Origin of the sequence: Clostridium kluyveri (genome assembly GCF_001902295.1) — a bacterium.
Lineage (GTDB): Bacteria > Bacillota > Clostridia > Clostridiales > Clostridiaceae > Clostridium_B > Clostridium_B kluyveri_B.
In genome coordinates this window covers 3,569,629-3,586,448 of record NZ_CP018335.1, presented here as the reverse complement: position 1 = coordinate 3,586,448, position 16,820 = coordinate 3,569,629, and the positions used below count along the sequence as shown (strand labels likewise).

Below are 16,820 nucleotides of genomic sequence, written 5' to 3'. Positions count from 1 at the left end.
TAATGGTATTTTAAATCCTTTGTTTTTATAATACATAAAAACAAAGGAGGTGTTATTGTGAAAAATTTACAGGACCATTATGAAGGTATCCCAGTTGATTTAAGATCTTGCAAGTATTTAGGGAGAGGGCATAGTGGACAAGTATATTTAATGCCAGACAAAAAAGTTTTAAAAGTATTCAATAGTTCACACAGCTGTAAACGTGAATTTGATATATTAAAATCTGTAGAAGGAAGTCCTCACTTTCCCAAGGCTTATGAAATGGACAAGTATTATATGATTAGAGAATACGTGGGGGGAACTAATGTAAAAGATTATCTTATAAAGCATGGTTTAAGTAGGTCCTTTGTTATAAGAGTGATAGAGCTTATTGATGATATGAAGAAGCTAGGTTTTACAAAGCTGGAAATGAGATTTCCTCATCTATTTGTTCAAAAAGATGGGTCACTTATGTTAATAGATCCAAGAAAAAGCTATGTTCAGGATATACCTTATCCAAAATCTTTTTTAAGAAAGTTAAAAAAAATGGGGCTATTACAAGAATTTATAAAAATATTGAATGAAGAGAGACCTGATATGGACTTTGGAGTTTATTCCCATAAAGTAATATAAAAGAAGAGAGCTTACAATGTTATTTAGCCATTGTAAGCTCCTTTTAAATGCTGATTAACATAACAATTCAATAAATTATAAGTAAATTATCAGAATGATTATTGACATTTTAATAAAATGGTAATATTATTAATGAATAATAATAAATTTAATAATGTATTTAATTTATTGTTATGACATATCTCTTCTAGATAATATAACTCATAATATATCTCGAAAATTTATTTAGACGCCTTTATTTTGAAAATTTCAAAATAAGGGCGTTCTTTTAAAATATGTTAGGAATGATATGGAGGTAGATTAACAGTTAGCAAAACATTATATAACATCCTGTATGTATACAATGTTTTTTATGGTAATATAGATGCAAGAGGTGATGTTATGGAATACTATTCTATAGGTAGGTTTTCAAAACTAATAGGTAAAAATGCTCAAACATTAAGAGAATGGGATAAGAAAGGTGAATTGAAACCACACCATATTACTCCCAGTGGATATAGATATTATTCACAAGAACAACTCAATCATTTTTTAGGACTTAAAGGCGTTGTAACTAATACTAAAAAAGTAATTGGATATTGTAGAGTATCAAGCAACAAGCAAAAGGATGATTTAGAGCGACAGATTGAGAATGTTAAAGGCTATATGATTGCTAAAGGTTATCAATTTGATATTGTTACTGACATAGGAAGTGGAATAAACTACAATAAAAAAGGATTAAATCAACTAATAGACATGATAACCAATTCAGAAGTTGAAAAGATGATTAAGGAGTTGCTAGAGAATGATAACATCAATGAAGGTTAGATTGGAACCGAATAATAAACAAATTGCTAAGTTGTTTCAATGTTCTGGTACTGCAAGATTCATTTATAATTGGACCTTGGCAAGACAAGAAGAAAACTATAAAAATGGTGGTAAGTTCATATCAGATAGTGATTTAAGAAAAGAAATAACTCAATTAAAGAAAACAGAGCAATATCAATGGTTAAATTCTATTAGCAATAATGTAGCTAAACAAGCTGTTAAAGATGGTTGTGAAGCTTATAAGAAGTTCTTCAAGGGATTAGCTGATAAACCAGGTTTTAAGAGCAGAAGAAAGTCTAAACCTTCTTTCTATAATGATGTTATTAAAATCAAGTTTAGTTCAACTCACGTACAATTAGAGAAATTAGGCAAGGTTAAGTTATCAGAGTATGGCAGAATACCGACAGGCGTGAAGTACAGTAATCCGAGAATCAGTTTTAATGGCGTACATTGGTATATTTCAGTAGGTATAGAATCAATCCAAGAATCAGTAGAACTAACTGGCGAAAGCATAGGGATAGACCTTGGAATCAAGGATTTAGCTATATGTTCAAATAGAGAAGAACCATATAAGAGTATCAATAAAACTAAAAGAGTTAAGAAATTAGAGAAGAAAATGCGTAGATTGCAGCGTAAGGTATCTAATAAATACCAACTAAATAAAAAAGGAGGAAGTTACGTTAAAACAAGCAATATTGTAAAACTTGAAAAGAATATTATAAAGTTACACAAGAGTCTTGATAACATCAGAACTGACTATAGACATAAGGTGACTACAGAGATAGTGAAAACCAAGCCTTCTCGAATAGTTATGGAAAGTCTAAATGTAAAAGGCATGATGAAAAATCGTCATTTATCGAAAGTGGTGGCAAAGCAAGGATTCTTTGAATTTAAAACCATGATTCAGTACAAAGCTGAAAAATACGGTATTGAATTTGTAGAAGCTGATAAGTGGTTTGCTTCATCGAAAACTTGTAGTGCGTGTGGATATATTAAACCTAAACTATCACTATCAGAAAGAACTTTTGTATGTGAGCATTGTGGTTCTGCAATAGATAGAGATAAAAATGCCAGTATTAATTTATCAAGATATAAAGTAGCGTAAGGCACTTTAACGAATTATGCTATCGTGTAGGGTGAGTTACACCCGAATTTAAGCCTTTGGAGTGTTATAGCAAACGAAAGTAGTTATCCTTTAGGATTACAAATAGGATTACAAAATCGGACACGTTGAATAAGGAAGTAAATTTAAACTTATATAATGTTATTATAGAGTTTTGTAAAGTTTACGTAACGGTGTGTGGTGAAACTATGATAATAGATTGCGAGAATATAAGGACATTACCCTATGCAAATAAGTTAAAAGTGGTAGCAGGAAAAAGAGGCATGGGAAGGATCATAAAGTGGGTGCACTTTATGGAAAACCCGGGATATATACGTTGGTTAAAGGGAGGAGAATTGATTTTAATAACTGGAATACTTATAAAGGACGATATAAATATTCTTTATAAGTTAATTGAAGATTTAAATTCCAAAAATATAGCAGGACTTGTTATAAATGTAGGCCCTTATATTCCAAGTACTCCTAAAAATATAATAGAACTTGGAGATTGTCTTGGTTTTCCAATATTTGAATTGCCCTTTGAAGTAAGGCTCATAGATATAAGTCAAAGTATATGTAAGGCAATTTTTATGAATAAAATGGAACAGGAGTCAATGAATAGTTTCATAAAAAATATTATTTTTGGAGATTTAAACTATGATGAAGATGAAGTAAATAAATCTAAATTTTATAAATACAATCCGGGCAAAACTTATTGTTCAATGGTATTATCTGTAGATAATTTTATAAGCTTTGTTAAACAGGAGGGAGTCTGGAATGAAGAACTTGAAACCAGGACAAGACAGCAGATTGAAGAGATTATAGCCAATATAATGAATAGGCTAAATAAAAAATCCATTAATATAATTGAAGATACTTTTATTATAATTATGTTTCCTGTGGAAAAATACGAAAGGGAAAAAATAAATCCAATTGCAGAAGAAATTCTAAGTAATATAAATTCAAAGATAGCGGAACTTAAGATAAGTATTGGAATAGGAAGCTTTTGGACAAGGCTTGAAGAACTTAAAGACAGTGTAAATAAGGCACAAAATGCCTTGGAAATTCTAGGAGGGAATAAAAATAAAGTATGCAGCTATAAGGATATGGGTATGTATAGATTATTATTTGATATGAACAAAAAGGATGAGATGAAAAGACTTCTTAGAGAAATATTAGGAGAGCTCATGGAATATGATAGTAAAAATTCTACAAGTCTGGTTGAAACTTTGCAGGTTTATATTAATGAAAATTGTAATTTAATACACACTGCAGAGGAACTCTTTATTCATAAGAATACTTTAAAATATAGAATTAAAAGAATAGAGGAGATATTAAACTGTAATCTTAGAAATATGGAGCATTTATTTAGATTTGATATGGCTTTTAAAATAAAGAATTTTTTGTCCTGTATGAAGTAAACAAATGCTGTGTTATATAATTGTCCTTTTTATACATATGAATATTGATGATAATATGTTAAATTGTATATAATATATTTGTTAAATAAATAAATTACAAGCTTAAATATATTAATTTATCATGAAATGTGTATGGGGGCGTTAAAATGATTGAGGAAAAAAATGCAAAAATTATAACTGAAATACCAGGGCCTAAATCTAAGGAACTTATAAAAAAAAGAGAACAATATGTGGCTAAAGGAGTAGGATGTAGTTCACCAATATTTGTAGAAGAGGCTAAAGGTGCACTTATAAAAGATATAGATGAAAATGTATTTGTTGATTTTGCAGGAGCTATAGGAGTTCAAAATGTAGGTCATAGAGATGAGGGAGTAGTAGAAGCTGTAAAGGCTCAACTTGACAAATATATACATCCATGTTTCCATGTAAACATGTATGAACCATACATTACTCTGGCAGAAAAACTTGTGGAAATTACTCCAGGCAGTTATGAAAAAAAGGCTATGTTTGCAAATAGCGGGGCAGAAGCAGTTGAAAATGCCATTAAAATAGCCAGAGCCTACACTAAAAAAACCGGTGTAATCTCCCTGTGGGGTTCTTTTCACGGAAGGACTAACATGACCATGTCTATAACAAGCAAATACAAGCCATATAAAGATGGATTTGGACCATTCGCTGCACAAACTTATAAAACAGAGGGAGCTTATTGTTACAGATGTGCCCTTGGATGTAAATATCCAGAATGCGGTATAGCTTGTGCTGAAAAACTTAGGAGTATGCTGAAGACTGTGAATTCCAAGGATGAAATAGCTTGTTTAATAGCAGAACCGGTACAGGGGGAAGGTGGATTTATAGTACCTCCAAAAGAATATTTTAAAGTTATTCAGCAAATATGTAATGAAAATGATATAGTATTTATTATCGACGAAGTACAAGCCGGCTTTGGGAGAACTGGAAAGATGTTTGCACATGAACACTTTAGAGTTGAGGCAGATATCATAACCATGTCAAAATCAATTGCAAATGGATTCCCATTAAGTGCAGTTGTAGGAAAGGCAGAAATTATGGACGCTGCCTGTGTTGGTGGGATTGGAGGCACATATTCTGGAAGTCCGCTGGGATGTGTGGCAGCCCTTAAGGTTATAGAGAAGATAGATAAGGACAATCTCTGTAGCAGGGCCTTTGAAATTGGAAAATACATTACGGCAAGGTTTCAGCACATGAGAGAAAAATATGATGTAATAGGGGATATAAGGGGCCTTGGGGCGATGATAGGAATAGAATTCGTAAAGGATAGAAGCACAAAGGAACCCCATGCAGAGTTGGTTAAAAAAATTACACAATATTGTTTTAAAAGAGGAGTAATAGTTTTGAATGCAGGATTATTAAGTAATGTAATAAGATTTTTGCCACCCCTTGTAATAACTCAGGAACAATTGAAATATGGCATTGATGTAATTGAAGAGGCAATAGAAAGTGAATTGGGAGTAATAAATCAGTTGGAATGTAAAAGTATAGTTTAATTAAAGTCATTAACTGTATATTAAAAACTGCTATCTAAAAAACTCTATATAATATATAATAAATTGGTAGGTATAACCTACCGATTTATTTTTGTAAAAAATTATATTAAAACAGATTCTCTATAGCAAACTTTATATTAAAAAAATTTTATAAATTTAAGTTATAAGTTTAAATATTAATATGCTATAATAATTTAAAATAAAATATGTAAAGGAGATTTTTATCATGAATTGGTTCTCGAATTTAAAGATTTTTAAAAAATTAATGTTGTCCTTTATTGTAATAACACTATTTACATGTTTGGTAGGAATTATATCCATAAATAAAATAGGAAAAGTAAATACCAGCTTAAACAACATGTATAATGTAAATTTGAAAAGTACAAACATTCTCCAGGAATTAAAGACAAATTTAATGGAAGCCAGATCAGATATGCTCGTTATTCTGGATCCGATTAATAAAGATAGTTTAAATGACATTATTAGCAATGTTGATAAGTTAAAAGAAAAGAATGAAAAACTCCAATCGGATTATAAATCTACTATAGTAACAGATAAAGACAAACAATTGTATGAAGAATTTCAACAATATTTAGAAGGCTGGAGAAGTGCCAGAGAAAATTACGTAAAGTCTATACAACAGGGAGATTATGAAAATGGCAGAACACAATTTGGACAAACAGAAACTTACAGAACAAAAATGTTTTCCGTACTTGATCAATACATAGATTTAAAAGTAAAGGCAGCTGGAAAAGACTATGACGATGGAATTGCCCAATATAGATCTTCTTTTATATTTTTGATTATAATAATTTTAGCCAGTGCGGCTTTATCCATAATTCTTGGAATTCTTACGTCAAGTAATATTAACAAACCTATTTTAAAAATTAAAGAACTGGTAGATAAGTTTTCAAATTTTGATTTTTCTTCAAATACCAATATAACAAGAAAAGATGAACTTGGACAAGTTACTTTATCTCTTAACAAGGCACAAAAAAATATAGTGGATTTAGTGAAAAATATTATGGAAGACTCTGAAAATATGAGCAGCTCCAGCCAGGAGTTATCTGCAACTGCAGAGGAACTTTCATCTAAGGCCCAGAGTATAGACAATTCATTAAAAACTGTGGCAAGCAGTATACAGGAAACCAGTGCAGCATCTGAGCAGATAACTGCTTCTATAGAGGAAGTGGACTCAGGTGTAAATGAATTATCACAAAAGGCTATGGAGGGAAGCGATAATTCCATCCATGCTAAGGAAAGAGCAAATAATGTAAAAAACACAGGAAAAACAGCCATGGAATACACAGAGGAAATATATGAAGAGAAAAAACAAAATACCTTAAAGGCCATTGAAGATGGTAAAGTGGTGGAAGATATAAGACAAATGGCAGATACCATAGGAAGCATAGCAGAACAGACAAATCTATTGGCTCTTAATGCAGCCATAGAAGCTGCAAGGGCAGGAGAACATGGAAAAGGCTTTGCTGTAGTGGCAGAGGAGGTTGGAAAACTTGCGGAACAGTCCTCAGAAGCTGTTGTAGGCATTCAGGATACTATAGTAAAGGTTCAGGAGGCTTTTAAAAATATATCAAAAAGCAGTGAGGAAATATTGGACTTTATAAATGAAAAGGTAAATCCACAATTTGAGACATTTGCAGGTATGGGTGTGGAATATTATAATGATTCTGATTTTGTGAGCAAAATGTCAGAGGAACTGGCATCCATGTCAGGAGAACTGGCTGCCACCATAGGCCAGGTAAGTGAGGCGGCACAAAGCATGGCCTCTACTGCACAAAGCTCCTGGGAGAATACAGAGATAATACAAAATGGTATTGATGAAACTACAAAAGCTGTAGGCCAGGTATCAATGACCGCACAAAGCCAGGCAGAACTGGCCCAGCGGTTAAATGAAATGGTGCAAAAATTTAAAATTTAATTAGAGAAGAGTTTGTGGTTTTTATTAAACCTGCAAACTCTTCTATTTTGTAAGGGAGTATATATCAGAAAATTCTATATCTATTTTTTCCACATTGGTTTTAAAGGGTATGTTATTCTCAGACTCATTGTTATCAATTATTTCCACAGGCAATTCTATGGAAAATTTACTTCCTTCTCCCTGTACGCTGGCAGCTTCTATTTTTCCATTATGTATGGTTACAAAAGATTTTACAAGATATAAACCTACTCCGCTTCCCTCGTGTTCCCTGGACAGAGAACGATTGGCCTGACCAAAGCGCTCAAATATAACTTGAAGTTTATCTTCGGGAATTCCATCTCCATCGTCTTCCACAGTAATTAGTACAGTTTCCCCCCTGTCCTCTACATTTACATATATAGTACCCTGGGAATTTGTATATTTAAAGGCATTGGAAAGCAAATTAAGCATTATACGTTCCATTTTGTTAGGATCGAAAGCCATAATTTTTTCTTCAGTATTTGTATCAAATATTAACTCTATATTTTTAGGGTTAATATGAGAGGCCACAGATTGAGTGATATCTTCTACTACACTTACTATATCCATGTTTTTTTTGTTAAGGGTAATAAATCCAGAATCTACCTTGGTTATATCTGTTATATTATTTATTAACCTTATGAGCCTTAGACAATTTTGTTTCATGGTTTTTAAATAAGATTTACATTTTTTCATATCCTCACTGTCATATTTATTTAAATATATATCCATAGTTTGAATAGCTACAAATATAACATTAATAGGCGTTTTGAATTCATGGGACATATTTATGAAAAAGTCCATTATAAGAGTGTTGAACTCTTTAGTTTCGTTTAATAATTTTAAATTTTTCTCTGCAGTATTCTTTAAATTTTCCATTTGTTTTTGAGGGGTTAAATCCAGCAGAAAAGTCAGTATAACAGGTCTGCTATCATAAATAAAGAATGAAGAAGTATTTTTCACAGAAATAACATTACCTTTACAGTTCAGTATATTTTCTTCATTTACAATTTTAGATAGCTTTTCATCTATGATATTTATATATTTTCTTCTCATGGTGGGAATATCTTCATCTCTATAGTGATCATACAATGACCTATCATTTAATTTTAAAGGGTCTTCACATCCTAGAAGTCTGGAAGCACTTTGATTTGCATAGATTATTCTTCCTTTGTCATGAAGTATAATGGAGTTTACGGAGTCCTCAAACAGCATATGAAAACACAGTTCATTTTTAAACAATGAAAATTCAATATTTTTTCTTCTTGTATTCTGTTCTTTTAATTTGCAGTTTAACAAGTCCAATTTGTTGTCCTTGTTTCTATTATTCTCGGCTTCTATATCCACGTAGTAACCCAGTATCCAGGATATAAATATGAATATTCCAACCAGTATCAAATCCTTTTGAAAGTATACATTTATATCATTTACAGTGGGAGCATATAATAAATCCACCCCCAGTATAAAAAAGGAAGAAAAAAAAGAAGTTATAATTCCATATCGGGAGCCATATTGTATTACTGAAGCTATTATTAAAAGCAGAAACAGGTACTTATATTCATTTTCGTAAGAATTAGACAGGTATATGGGCAAAGCTATTAGCAATGTAAAAAGTATTGTCTCTATAAGCCAGGATTTCCTGAATACGTTTGAGGAGCGTTCTATTTTAACATTAATTATAAGCCACATTATGCAAATTAGTGCTAAGATACCTGAAAGAAAAGCTGTAGTGCATAAACTGAAATTGATATTTTCTTTTATATTTAAATATGTCCAGTAATTTGGTAGATTAATATATATAATTACTGCAACAAATATTATTATGGCTATTTTTATCATGGATAGCATAACAGACATATCTTTTGTAACAGGTTTCATAGATAAGTCCTCCTATCATATAAATTGTATTGGGTCTTTGAAAAGTAAAAATTACTAATTTTACAAATCAGTAATTTTTACTTAAAAATGTGCTTAGATTTTTTATTTTCTCAAGCACTCAGGTTCTTCTGTTTGATAAAATCCCCACATACATGCTGAAGCAGAAACAACAGAAGCCATTAATGTACATATTAATACGCATAGGGATAAAAACATTCTTATAATTTTGCTTTTCATTAATATTAACTCCTTTCAGTTGTAGATTTTAAAATAAAATCAACCTTTACAAAGATTGTTATACCAATTTTTGTAAGGGTAAAGGACTGCCATAAAATGCCTAAAATAATGCCGTGGATAATTTTCAAGTAATAAAGTTTAAGGGTTGTTTCATAAAGTATAGATAAAATTACTATAACTATAGAAAATACCATTAATGTAATAATAGAATTTTTTTTGAACTTTTTTTTCATATTTGGATCTATAATGGGTTTTTTAACGCTGTCTATAGGAGCCTTTAATATAATTATCATAAAAGCTATTATCATAAAAAGCATACTTATAAACAGGGTGGTGGTAAAAGAAAACCTATAAAGTAGTTTTTGAATTACAACTCCTGCAGTACATGATAAAGCAGTGACTATTATAATACATCTATTGGGAGAAGAAGCATGTACACCCCCAGAATATTTTCTTAAAATACTTGCTGTAGTGGAAAATATAAGGGCTTCATAAAGTACCCCCAGAATAAATCCTGCAATTACAATCCATAAAATAGAAAATGTAGTTTGAAGAATATTAATTGCACCATACACTATGATTTTTTCACTATCTTCATCTAAATTTAAGAGCACTTTTGTTTTTTTACCCAAAGAAACTGCCAATTTTTCAGTTAGATACATCTTTTAATTTTTTTCTCCTTGTTATTATATAGTTCAATGTTATTATTATTAAAAATAAAATTACAAGTGAAGGAATACCAAGTATACATTTTTTTATTGGATTCATAGAATTAATAGTTGTAGTAGTATTAAGTAAATTTAATAATATCATATTTACAGATTCGCTTAGTGAAAGCATTAAGGACATAATTAATGTACCGTATATAGAAGCAATTATAGGTATTCCTGCAATTACCATAGTAATTATAGTTAAAATAATAATTATTATAGTGTGAACTCCAAAATATATGGGAAGATCTCGTGTAAAGAAAACAATTATTCCCAGCATAATGCTTAAAAGTATATGTTTTTTTATATTAAGAGATCTTCTAGATATTATGGCTATTCCCCAAATTACTAAAAACATTTCAGGAATAAGCCTTAAGAAAATTTCTATCCATTGAAGTTTCAACATATATTAAATCCCCTCTAAAAAATTTATTTAAGTTCTTAAATATCATTGTATATGTGAAAATTCTACATAAAAAGTAAAATTCCTTCTTAAAATATTAAAATAAATGAAATTTCTAATATTTTAAAAAGAAAATTAAATTTTTGATAAATTAATATGTTTGTTTTTAAAATGATAAATTACCAGTATAAATAAAAATACCATAATAAGGGAAGGAATTCCAAGTAAACATTTTTTAATAGAAGCACTGATAGAATTTACGTATAGTAAAGGTGCTTCAATATGGAAAATGTTTAGTATTAATATATTTAGAACTTCACTTCCACTAAGTATTAAAAGCATGCATAATGTGCCATATGAGGAAGAAATCAGGGGCATGCCTTGAATAACGAGAAAACTTATTGCTAAAACAATAATAATTAATGTATGAATACCCCAGTATATAGGAAGTCCTCTTATAAAAAAAATACAAAAACCCAGCAGTATACTTGAGATAATATAATTTTTTATAGGTAAAGATTTTTCGGCTATTATACATATTCCTGCTAACATTAAAAAACTCTCAGGAATGCCCCTGAGGAAAATCTCTATCCAGTGAAGTTTGAACATAACTACTTTATCCTTTCATCATATATTTTTAAGATTATTATTTTAATTTAAATTATTAATTATGCTGATTTTTAAAATGGTCAATTAATGTAATAAATAAAAACATTATAATAAGAGAGGGAATTCCAAGCAGACATTTTCTAATAGAATACGTGATGGAATCCATATAGACCAAATTTATTTCAATATTAAATATAATTAACATCAAAATATTCAGAACTTCACTTAAACTAAGGGTAAGAAACATAAGCAGTGTTCCATATGAAGAAGTGATTAGTGGAATACCCTGAATAAACATAATACTTATTATTAAAATTATAGAGATGAATGTATGAATGCCCCAATATATGGGAAGCCTTCTTATAAAAAAAATACACAAGCTCAGTCCAACAGTTGATATAATATATTTTTTTAAATTAAAAGATGTTTTACTTACTACACATATACCCCAAGTTATTAAAAAAGTTTCAGGAATACTTCTTAAAAAAAATTCTATCCAGTGAAGTTTAAGCATAATTTATATGTCCTTTCTTCTATGACTATTAAAGTATTTTAATATAAATCTACAATTTTCTACAAATTCTACATTTATTTCATCTTATGCTATATAGATTCTACAAAAAAAAAAAAAATCCTTCTTAAAATTCCGAAAGTATTTAATTCAATAACGTAGTTTTTGAATTTTCATAAGTGCATTTATGTGGAGAATAATGACCTTTTTATTTCGTGTTAATTTTATACATAACATTTAAAAAATGAAAAATATTCTTTTGAAATATTTATTTTTAATTGTATAAATGGTATAATTATCAGTGGATGTAAAGTTTTATTGTATTGTTCTGAAATAGAGATTTTAAAAGTGTTTTCTAAAAGATTAAATTCAGTTTACTTATTGCCTAATTACTTATATTTAATTGTCAGGTTAATATAGTTCTTACAAAAAGTTCTATAATAGCATAACTATTAATATAATTATAAAAATATAATTATTGATACGGAAATGGGTGTGAAAAAATGAATAGTTTTAGTGAGCAAGGTAGAATCAATGAAAAATTATTAGAGGATTCTTCAAGAACAAGTGTTTTTTGCGGCATGACCTTAGAAAAACAGGTTCAAAAACTTAAAAGTGATGTGGAAAGAAATACTGAACTTCTAAATGAAAGTCAAGAACTTAATAAAAATATTACAGAATTTATATCTGACATATCCCATGAGTTAAAGACACCCTTAAATGTTATTTTTGCTGCAATACAGGTACTGGCTGCATGTAAAAGTTGTGAAGACCAGAAATGTATTGATAAGCGGGATGAGTATCTTAAGATAATGAAGGAAAACTGTTACAGGCTGATGAAGCTTATAAACAATTTATTGGATATAAGCAAACTGGATTCCGGGTTTATAAAATTAAACTGTCACAATGAAAATATTGTGAGTATAGTTGAAGATATTGCGTTATCATTGGTACCTTATGTAGAAAGTAAAAATATAGAATTGATCTTTGATACAAACGTGGAAGAAAAGATAATGGCTGTGGACTCAGATAAAATGGAGAGAATAATTTTGAATTTACTATCTAATGCAGTAAAATTTACTCCACCAGAAGGGAAAATATATGTAAATGTTCAATGTGATGATAAAAATGTATATATTGTAGTAAAAGATACTGGAATAGGAATAGCGGAAGATAAACTAAAAATTATATTTGAAAGATTTGGACAAGCAGGTAATACTACTGCGGAAGAAAACAAAGGAAGCGGTATAGGGCTTTATCTGGCAAAATCCTTTGCACATCTTCATGGAGGAGAAATCATCGTAAAGAGTAGTAGGGGCAGTGGTAGTGAATTTACCGTAAGGCTTCCTGTAAAAATTATAGAAGAGAATTATACAGACAAAAGTAATTATACAAATGCTGGGGAAATCACTTGCAAAAATAGAATAAATCAGATTAATATGGAATTTGCAGATGTGTATTTTAAAATTTAAATTATTATTACATGGAAAAACAGATTTTAATTACTAACTATAAATGCTATAATGTTCTGGTAAAGAACGGAGTGATAGCGTGGATAAAATAAAGGGAACAGGATGTAAAATACAGACTTCTTTTCATGAGAGAAAACCATTAAAAGAAATAGAACACAGTATTACAAAAAGATATAGAAAACGCATATGGTCAAAATTTGTAAGGGCTATTAGTGAATTTAATCTGGTAGAAGAGGGAGACAGAGTTGGTGTAGCGGTGTCAGGCGGTAAAGACAGCATGCTCATGGCTAAGCTATTTCAGGAACTTAAAAGGCATTGGAAGGTAAATTTTCATATGGAATTTATTGCAATGGATCCAGGCTATCATGAAAGCAACAGAAAACTTTTAATAGAAAACTGCAATTATTTAAATATTCCTATACATATTTTTGAATCTCATATTTTTGATGTGGTAGACAATATTGCAAAGGATTATCCCTGCTATATTTGTGCCAAAATGAGAAGGGGAGCATTGTATTCCAAGGCACAGCAGCTTGGGTGCAGCAAGCTTGCACTGGGCCACCACTTCAATGATGTAATAGAAACAACTCTTCTAAATTTGTTTTATGGGGGGAGTTTTAAAACTATGCTGCCAAAGTTAAAATCTAAAAATTTTAAGAATATAGAGCTTATAAGACCCCTTTATTTTGTTGAGGAAAGCAATGTTAAAGCCTTTATGAAAAATGCGGGAATATCCCCTCTAAACTGTGGGTGTATAGTTGCAGCTGGAAAAACCAGTAGCAAACGATATGAGGTTAAAAATATGATAGAAAAAATGAAAGTTAATTTTAAAGATATAGACAAATCAATTTTTCATGCGGCACAAAATGTGAATTTGGATGGAATATTGGCTTGGAAAAAGAATGGGCAATCACATTCTTATCTGGAATTCTATGATGAAGAAAAAGAAAATGTTGAAGATATAATAGAAGATAGTTAATAGACCAGCAGTAAAATAAATGCTGGTCTAAATGTTTTTATCCCAATTTGCAAATTCCACTTAAACCTGAGAATCACTTTATGGATTATCAAATATGACTACGAATTTTATAGAATATATGTCTGCCATTTCTTTAGTATTTGTCTCTTCATTTCTAAGTATTATATAACTTATACCTACACTTTCTAAAATACCAGTACGATCCTGTAGGGTTCCGGTGCCGAGAAGGAAAGTTGCCCTTACTCTTTTTCCTATTTGTGTTCTTAAGTACCCTTGAACAAAATCTGTATCTTGAGTTACAGGAGCACCGGGAGCCATTTCAAAAGTGGTGGGCGCTGGTGTTAGTGCAGGTGTAGGTGTGGTTTGTCTTGGATTATCATCTCTTAATGTATCTTGTATAAAATCATCTTCTGATATTTCATCACACATTTCTGGTGTGAATTCGGGAGTCATAGGCATAGTTCTAAAGTATTCAGGGTAATTTGAAATCATTAAAATACCTCCATATTATTATTAATCAGTTAAAAGTTAAAGGTTAATAGTGCATTGTGAATTGTGAGTTGTGAATTGTTTAAGTTTGTGCATAAAGTTCCGTTGGATTGTAAAAACAATGCTGTAGTATTTTTACCTGAAAAGAGCCTACGCCGTTAAATGGAAAAAGCCAGGGGCAGGGGGCATAGGGGTTGAAATACCAGAGGGAATAACCTATATTAAATAGTCTGTTACCTGCCAGTGCCCAGTCGGCTATGTCATAATGTACTTGATCCGGTGGATTTGACCATATGGTCTGGGGATTAGTCACTCCTCTGATTTGTGAGCGCATGCAGTCAAATTGACCTTCCTGATAAAGTATTCGTCTTATATCTCCCTGGCCTATTCTTTGATATTCTCCATAAGGAACACGTACTCTATTCATAATGGTAGTTGCAACAGCCCTCATACCAACGTCTCCTTCTCCTCCTGCTTCGCACTTTATAATTCTCGCCAGAAGTTCTCTGTCTGAGAACGCCATGGATTTCACCTCGTTAGTTTTGCTTACAGTATTATTTTATTTATAAAAACTTAAAAAGTTACAACTATTTATAGGTAAAAGGAAAAACTGGAATAAAGATCCGGTATAAAAATTGTATATTGTCTATAAAAAAAAGCAGTATTGTTATATAATAAAAATAATGTATATTTAATAATTAATTGGAGGAGAGGTAAACTGATGGCAAATAAGAAAAGATTTTTAAGTTCCATGCTAACTGCATTGGTTCTATCGGCAGCACTTGGAAGTGGCAGCGTGTATGCAGCAGCAGTAAAGAGAACAGATGGAGGTGATGGGGGAAGAATAGGTACTGCAAATCAGGTTGCATTAGATTTATTCAGCAAATGTGATAATGTAATACTTGTAAATGGATATGGCTATGCAGATGCAGTAAGTGCAACACCACTTGCAAAACAGCTTAATGCACCTATACTTCTGACTCATGGACAAACCTTGGAAACAGAAGTTGCTTCAACTATAAAAAGTTTAGGTGCCGCCAAGATATACATAGTAGGAGGTACAGGAGTAGTATCTGAAGACATAGAAAATACACTGGGGGACAGTTATGAAGTAGAACGTATAGCAGGAACTACGGATACTACTAGAATGGGTACTAATTCAAAAGTAGCTGAAAGAGTACTTGAAATGAGCAATCAAAAAACTGCCATGCTGGTAAATGGACAGGATGGATATGCAGATTCCCTTTCCGTGGCTTCCATTGCAGCGCAAAAAGGATATCCCGTATTATTTGCTTCCACAAAAGAGGTAGCGCCTGTAGTTAAAGATATAATAACCTCAAAGGGTCTGGCAATACAAGCAGTTGGCGGAGAAGGAGTACTGCCCCAGTCCGTAGTAGCTTCTGTAGGTGGAACTAAAGTAACCAGCGATACTGCAGACAGATTTGCAACCAACATTGCAGTGCTGAATTATTTTAAAGAAAATGGGGGACTGGACTTTACCAATATATATGTAGCCGCAGGAGGATCAACCCAGGATCAATTTGCAGATGCATTGGTAGCATCGGCAGCTGCAGCCAAGACTGGCTCACCGCTTGTACTCACAGGGGTAGGTGCGGGAAGTACACAGGTGACTAATGCTAATAGTTACATATTATCAAATGCAACTGATGATTCAAATATAATAATAGTAGGCGGAACTTCCTCTGTTTCTTCAGAAATAGAAGCAGTGCTTAAAAATAATGATGATTTAGAAATTATAGGCATTGAATAAAAGAGGATTTTTACACATTATGTAGAATAATATATCATTAATCCAAGTATAATTAAATTATGCCTTTTATTTTTAGGCAGTATATTTAGGAATATATTTCTTATAGGGCCTTAAATTACTATTAATTAAGGTATGGAAAAATTAGAAATGTTGTTGTATAATTGGATTGTAGATTACAAATTCTAATTAATAAATTATTTATCATAGTATATAAACTGTAGAAATTATGGATTTATTATGCTATAATAAGGAATGAATTGTTAGAAATAGCGTAAAAACATTAAATTTTTATAAAAATCAGCTTAAAATTGCATGTAATTGGTAGCATACATTATTAAT

General features: G+C 30.9%; 14 protein-coding genes and 1 pseudogene. 9 read left to right on the top strand and 6 right to left on the bottom strand.

The annotated features are described in order from the left end of the window. The first annotated feature begins 57 nt into the window (after nt 1-57). The 6 genes and pseudogenes from BS101_RS17300 (at nt 58) to BS101_RS17275 (ending at nt 7,404) form a co-directional block, all read left to right on the top strand. Nucleotides 58-612, top strand: coding sequence for a protein kinase (locus BS101_RS17300; protein WP_073539958.1), 555 nt, complete (start codon nt 58-60; stop codon nt 610-612). A gap of 381 nt (nt 613-993) precedes the next feature. Continuing rightward, nucleotides 994-1,380 (top strand): annotated as a pseudogene (locus BS101_RS17295) (IS607 family transposase); the annotation flags it as partial. A 16-nt stretch (nt 1,381-1,396) separates the two neighbouring features. Then, entirely contained in the window at nt 1,397-2,524 is a 1,128-nt protein-coding gene (locus BS101_RS17290) for an RNA-guided endonuclease InsQ/TnpB family protein (RefSeq protein WP_073539957.1), read from the top strand. 206 nt (nt 2,525-2,730) lie between these two features. Further along, nucleotides 2,731-3,942 (top strand): PucR family transcriptional regulator, encoded by a 1,212-nt coding sequence (locus BS101_RS17285; protein WP_073539956.1) that lies wholly within the window; start codon nt 2,731-2,733, stop codon nt 3,940-3,942. 146 nt (nt 3,943-4,088) lie between these two features. Continuing rightward, the gene (gene gabT / locus BS101_RS17280) at nt 4,089-5,465 is read left to right on the top strand and encodes a 4-aminobutyrate--2-oxoglutarate transaminase (RefSeq protein ID WP_073539955.1); all 1,377 of its coding nucleotides are present in this window, start codon (nt 4,089-4,091) and stop codon (nt 5,463-5,465) included. 226 nt (nt 5,466-5,691) lie between these two features. Beyond that, entirely contained in the window at nt 5,692-7,404 is a 1,713-nt protein-coding gene (locus tag BS101_RS17275; protein WP_073539954.1) for a methyl-accepting chemotaxis protein, read from the top strand. Between the two features lie 42 nt (nt 7,405-7,446). Here the strand turns inward: BS101_RS17275 and BS101_RS17270 are convergent, their stop codons facing one another. The 4 genes from BS101_RS17270 to BS101_RS17255 form a co-directional block, all read right to left on the bottom strand. Continuing rightward, on the bottom strand, nt 7,447-9,300 hold the full coding sequence (locus tag BS101_RS17270) for a sensor histidine kinase (protein ID WP_073539953.1): 1,854 nt from the start codon (nt 9,298-9,300) through the stop codon (nt 7,447-7,449). A gap of 102 nt (nt 9,301-9,402) precedes the next feature. Continuing rightward, nucleotides 9,403-9,537, bottom strand: a complete 135-nt coding sequence (locus BS101_RS17265; RefSeq protein ID WP_073539952.1) for a cyclic lactone autoinducer peptide — start codon at nt 9,535-9,537, stop codon at nt 9,403-9,405. Nucleotides 9,538-9,542: 5 nt separating this feature from the next. Continuing rightward, on the bottom strand, nt 9,543-10,199 hold the full coding sequence (locus tag BS101_RS17260) for an accessory gene regulator ArgB-like protein (protein WP_073539951.1): 657 nt from the start codon (nt 10,197-10,199) through the stop codon (nt 9,543-9,545). Further along, nucleotides 10,186-10,653 carry a hypothetical protein gene (locus BS101_RS17255; protein ID WP_073541391.1) on the bottom strand — a complete coding sequence of 156 codons (468 nt, stop codon included), beginning with the start codon at nt 10,651-10,653 and terminating at the stop codon, nt 10,186-10,188. The genes BS101_RS17260 and BS101_RS17255 overlap by 14 nt, the downstream gene beginning before the upstream one ends. Nucleotides 10,654-12,273: 1,620 nt before the next feature. On the opposite strand from BS101_RS17255, the gene BS101_RS17240 reads away from it, so the two are divergent. After that, complete coding sequence (locus BS101_RS17240; RefSeq protein WP_073539948.1) at nt 12,274-13,242, top strand: sensor histidine kinase; 969 nt, start codon at nt 12,274-12,276, stop codon at nt 13,240-13,242. A 79-nt stretch (nt 13,243-13,321) separates the two neighbouring features. Then, nucleotides 13,322-14,221 (top strand): tRNA 2-thiocytidine biosynthesis TtcA family protein, encoded by a 900-nt coding sequence (locus BS101_RS17235; RefSeq protein ID WP_073539947.1) that lies wholly within the window; start codon nt 13,322-13,324, stop codon nt 14,219-14,221. Between the two features lie 78 nt (nt 14,222-14,299). Here BS101_RS17235 and BS101_RS17230 read toward each other — a convergent pair whose 3' ends face one another. Then, nucleotides 14,300-14,713: a hypothetical protein gene (locus BS101_RS17230; RefSeq protein ID WP_073539946.1), complete on the bottom strand. Its 414-nt coding sequence runs from the start codon at nt 14,711-14,713 to the stop codon at nt 14,300-14,302. 79 nt (nt 14,714-14,792) lie between these two features. Next, complete coding sequence (locus BS101_RS17225; protein WP_073539945.1) at nt 14,793-15,233, bottom strand: cell wall hydrolase; 441 nt, start codon at nt 15,231-15,233, stop codon at nt 14,793-14,795. 198 nt (nt 15,234-15,431) lie between these two features. Here BS101_RS17225 and BS101_RS17220 point away from each other — a divergent pair, with 198 nt between their 5' ends. Further along, nucleotides 15,432-16,481 carry a cell wall-binding repeat-containing protein gene (locus BS101_RS17220; RefSeq protein WP_073539944.1) on the top strand — a complete coding sequence of 350 codons (1,050 nt, stop codon included), beginning with the start codon at nt 15,432-15,434 and terminating at the stop codon, nt 16,479-16,481. The last annotated feature ends 339 nt before the right edge of the window (nt 16,482-16,820 follow it).

Excerpts from the sequence above, each read along its gene's own strand:
- BS101_RS17290 (WP_073539957.1), top strand. The coding sequence starts at position 1,397 with ATGATAACATCAATGAAGGTTAGATTGGAACCGAATAATAAACAAATT.
- BS101_RS17285 (WP_073539956.1), top strand. The coding sequence starts at position 2,731 with ATGATAATAGATTGCGAGAATATAAGGACATTACCCTATGCAAATAAG.
- gabT (WP_073539955.1), top strand. The coding sequence starts at position 4,089 with ATGATTGAGGAAAAAAATGCAAAAATTATAACTGAAATACCAGGGCCT.
- BS101_RS17275 (WP_073539954.1), top strand. The coding sequence starts at position 5,692 with ATGAATTGGTTCTCGAATTTAAAGATTTTTAAAAAATTAATGTTGTCC.
- BS101_RS17270 (WP_073539953.1), bottom strand. The coding sequence starts at position 9,300 with ATGAAACCTGTTACAAAAGATATGTCTGTTATGCTATCCATGATAAAA.
- BS101_RS17265 (WP_073539952.1), bottom strand. The coding sequence starts at position 9,537 with ATGAAAAGCAAAATTATAAGAATGTTTTTATCCCTATGCGTATTAATA.
- BS101_RS17260 (WP_073539951.1), bottom strand. The coding sequence starts at position 10,199 with ATGTATCTAACTGAAAAATTGGCAGTTTCTTTGGGTAAAAAAACAAAA.
- BS101_RS17255 (WP_073541391.1), bottom strand. The coding sequence starts at position 10,653 with ATGTTGAAACTTCAATGGATAGAAATTTTCTTAAGGCTTATTCCTGAA.
- BS101_RS17240 (WP_073539948.1), top strand. The coding sequence starts at position 12,274 with ATGAATAGTTTTAGTGAGCAAGGTAGAATCAATGAAAAATTATTAGAG.
- BS101_RS17230 (WP_073539946.1), bottom strand. The coding sequence starts at position 14,713 with ATGATTTCAAATTACCCTGAATACTTTAGAACTATGCCTATGACTCCC.
- BS101_RS17225 (WP_073539945.1), bottom strand. The coding sequence starts at position 15,233 with ATGGCGTTCTCAGACAGAGAACTTCTGGCGAGAATTATAAAGTGCGAA.
- BS101_RS17220 (WP_073539944.1), top strand. The coding sequence starts at position 15,432 with ATGGCAAATAAGAAAAGATTTTTAAGTTCCATGCTAACTGCATTGGTT.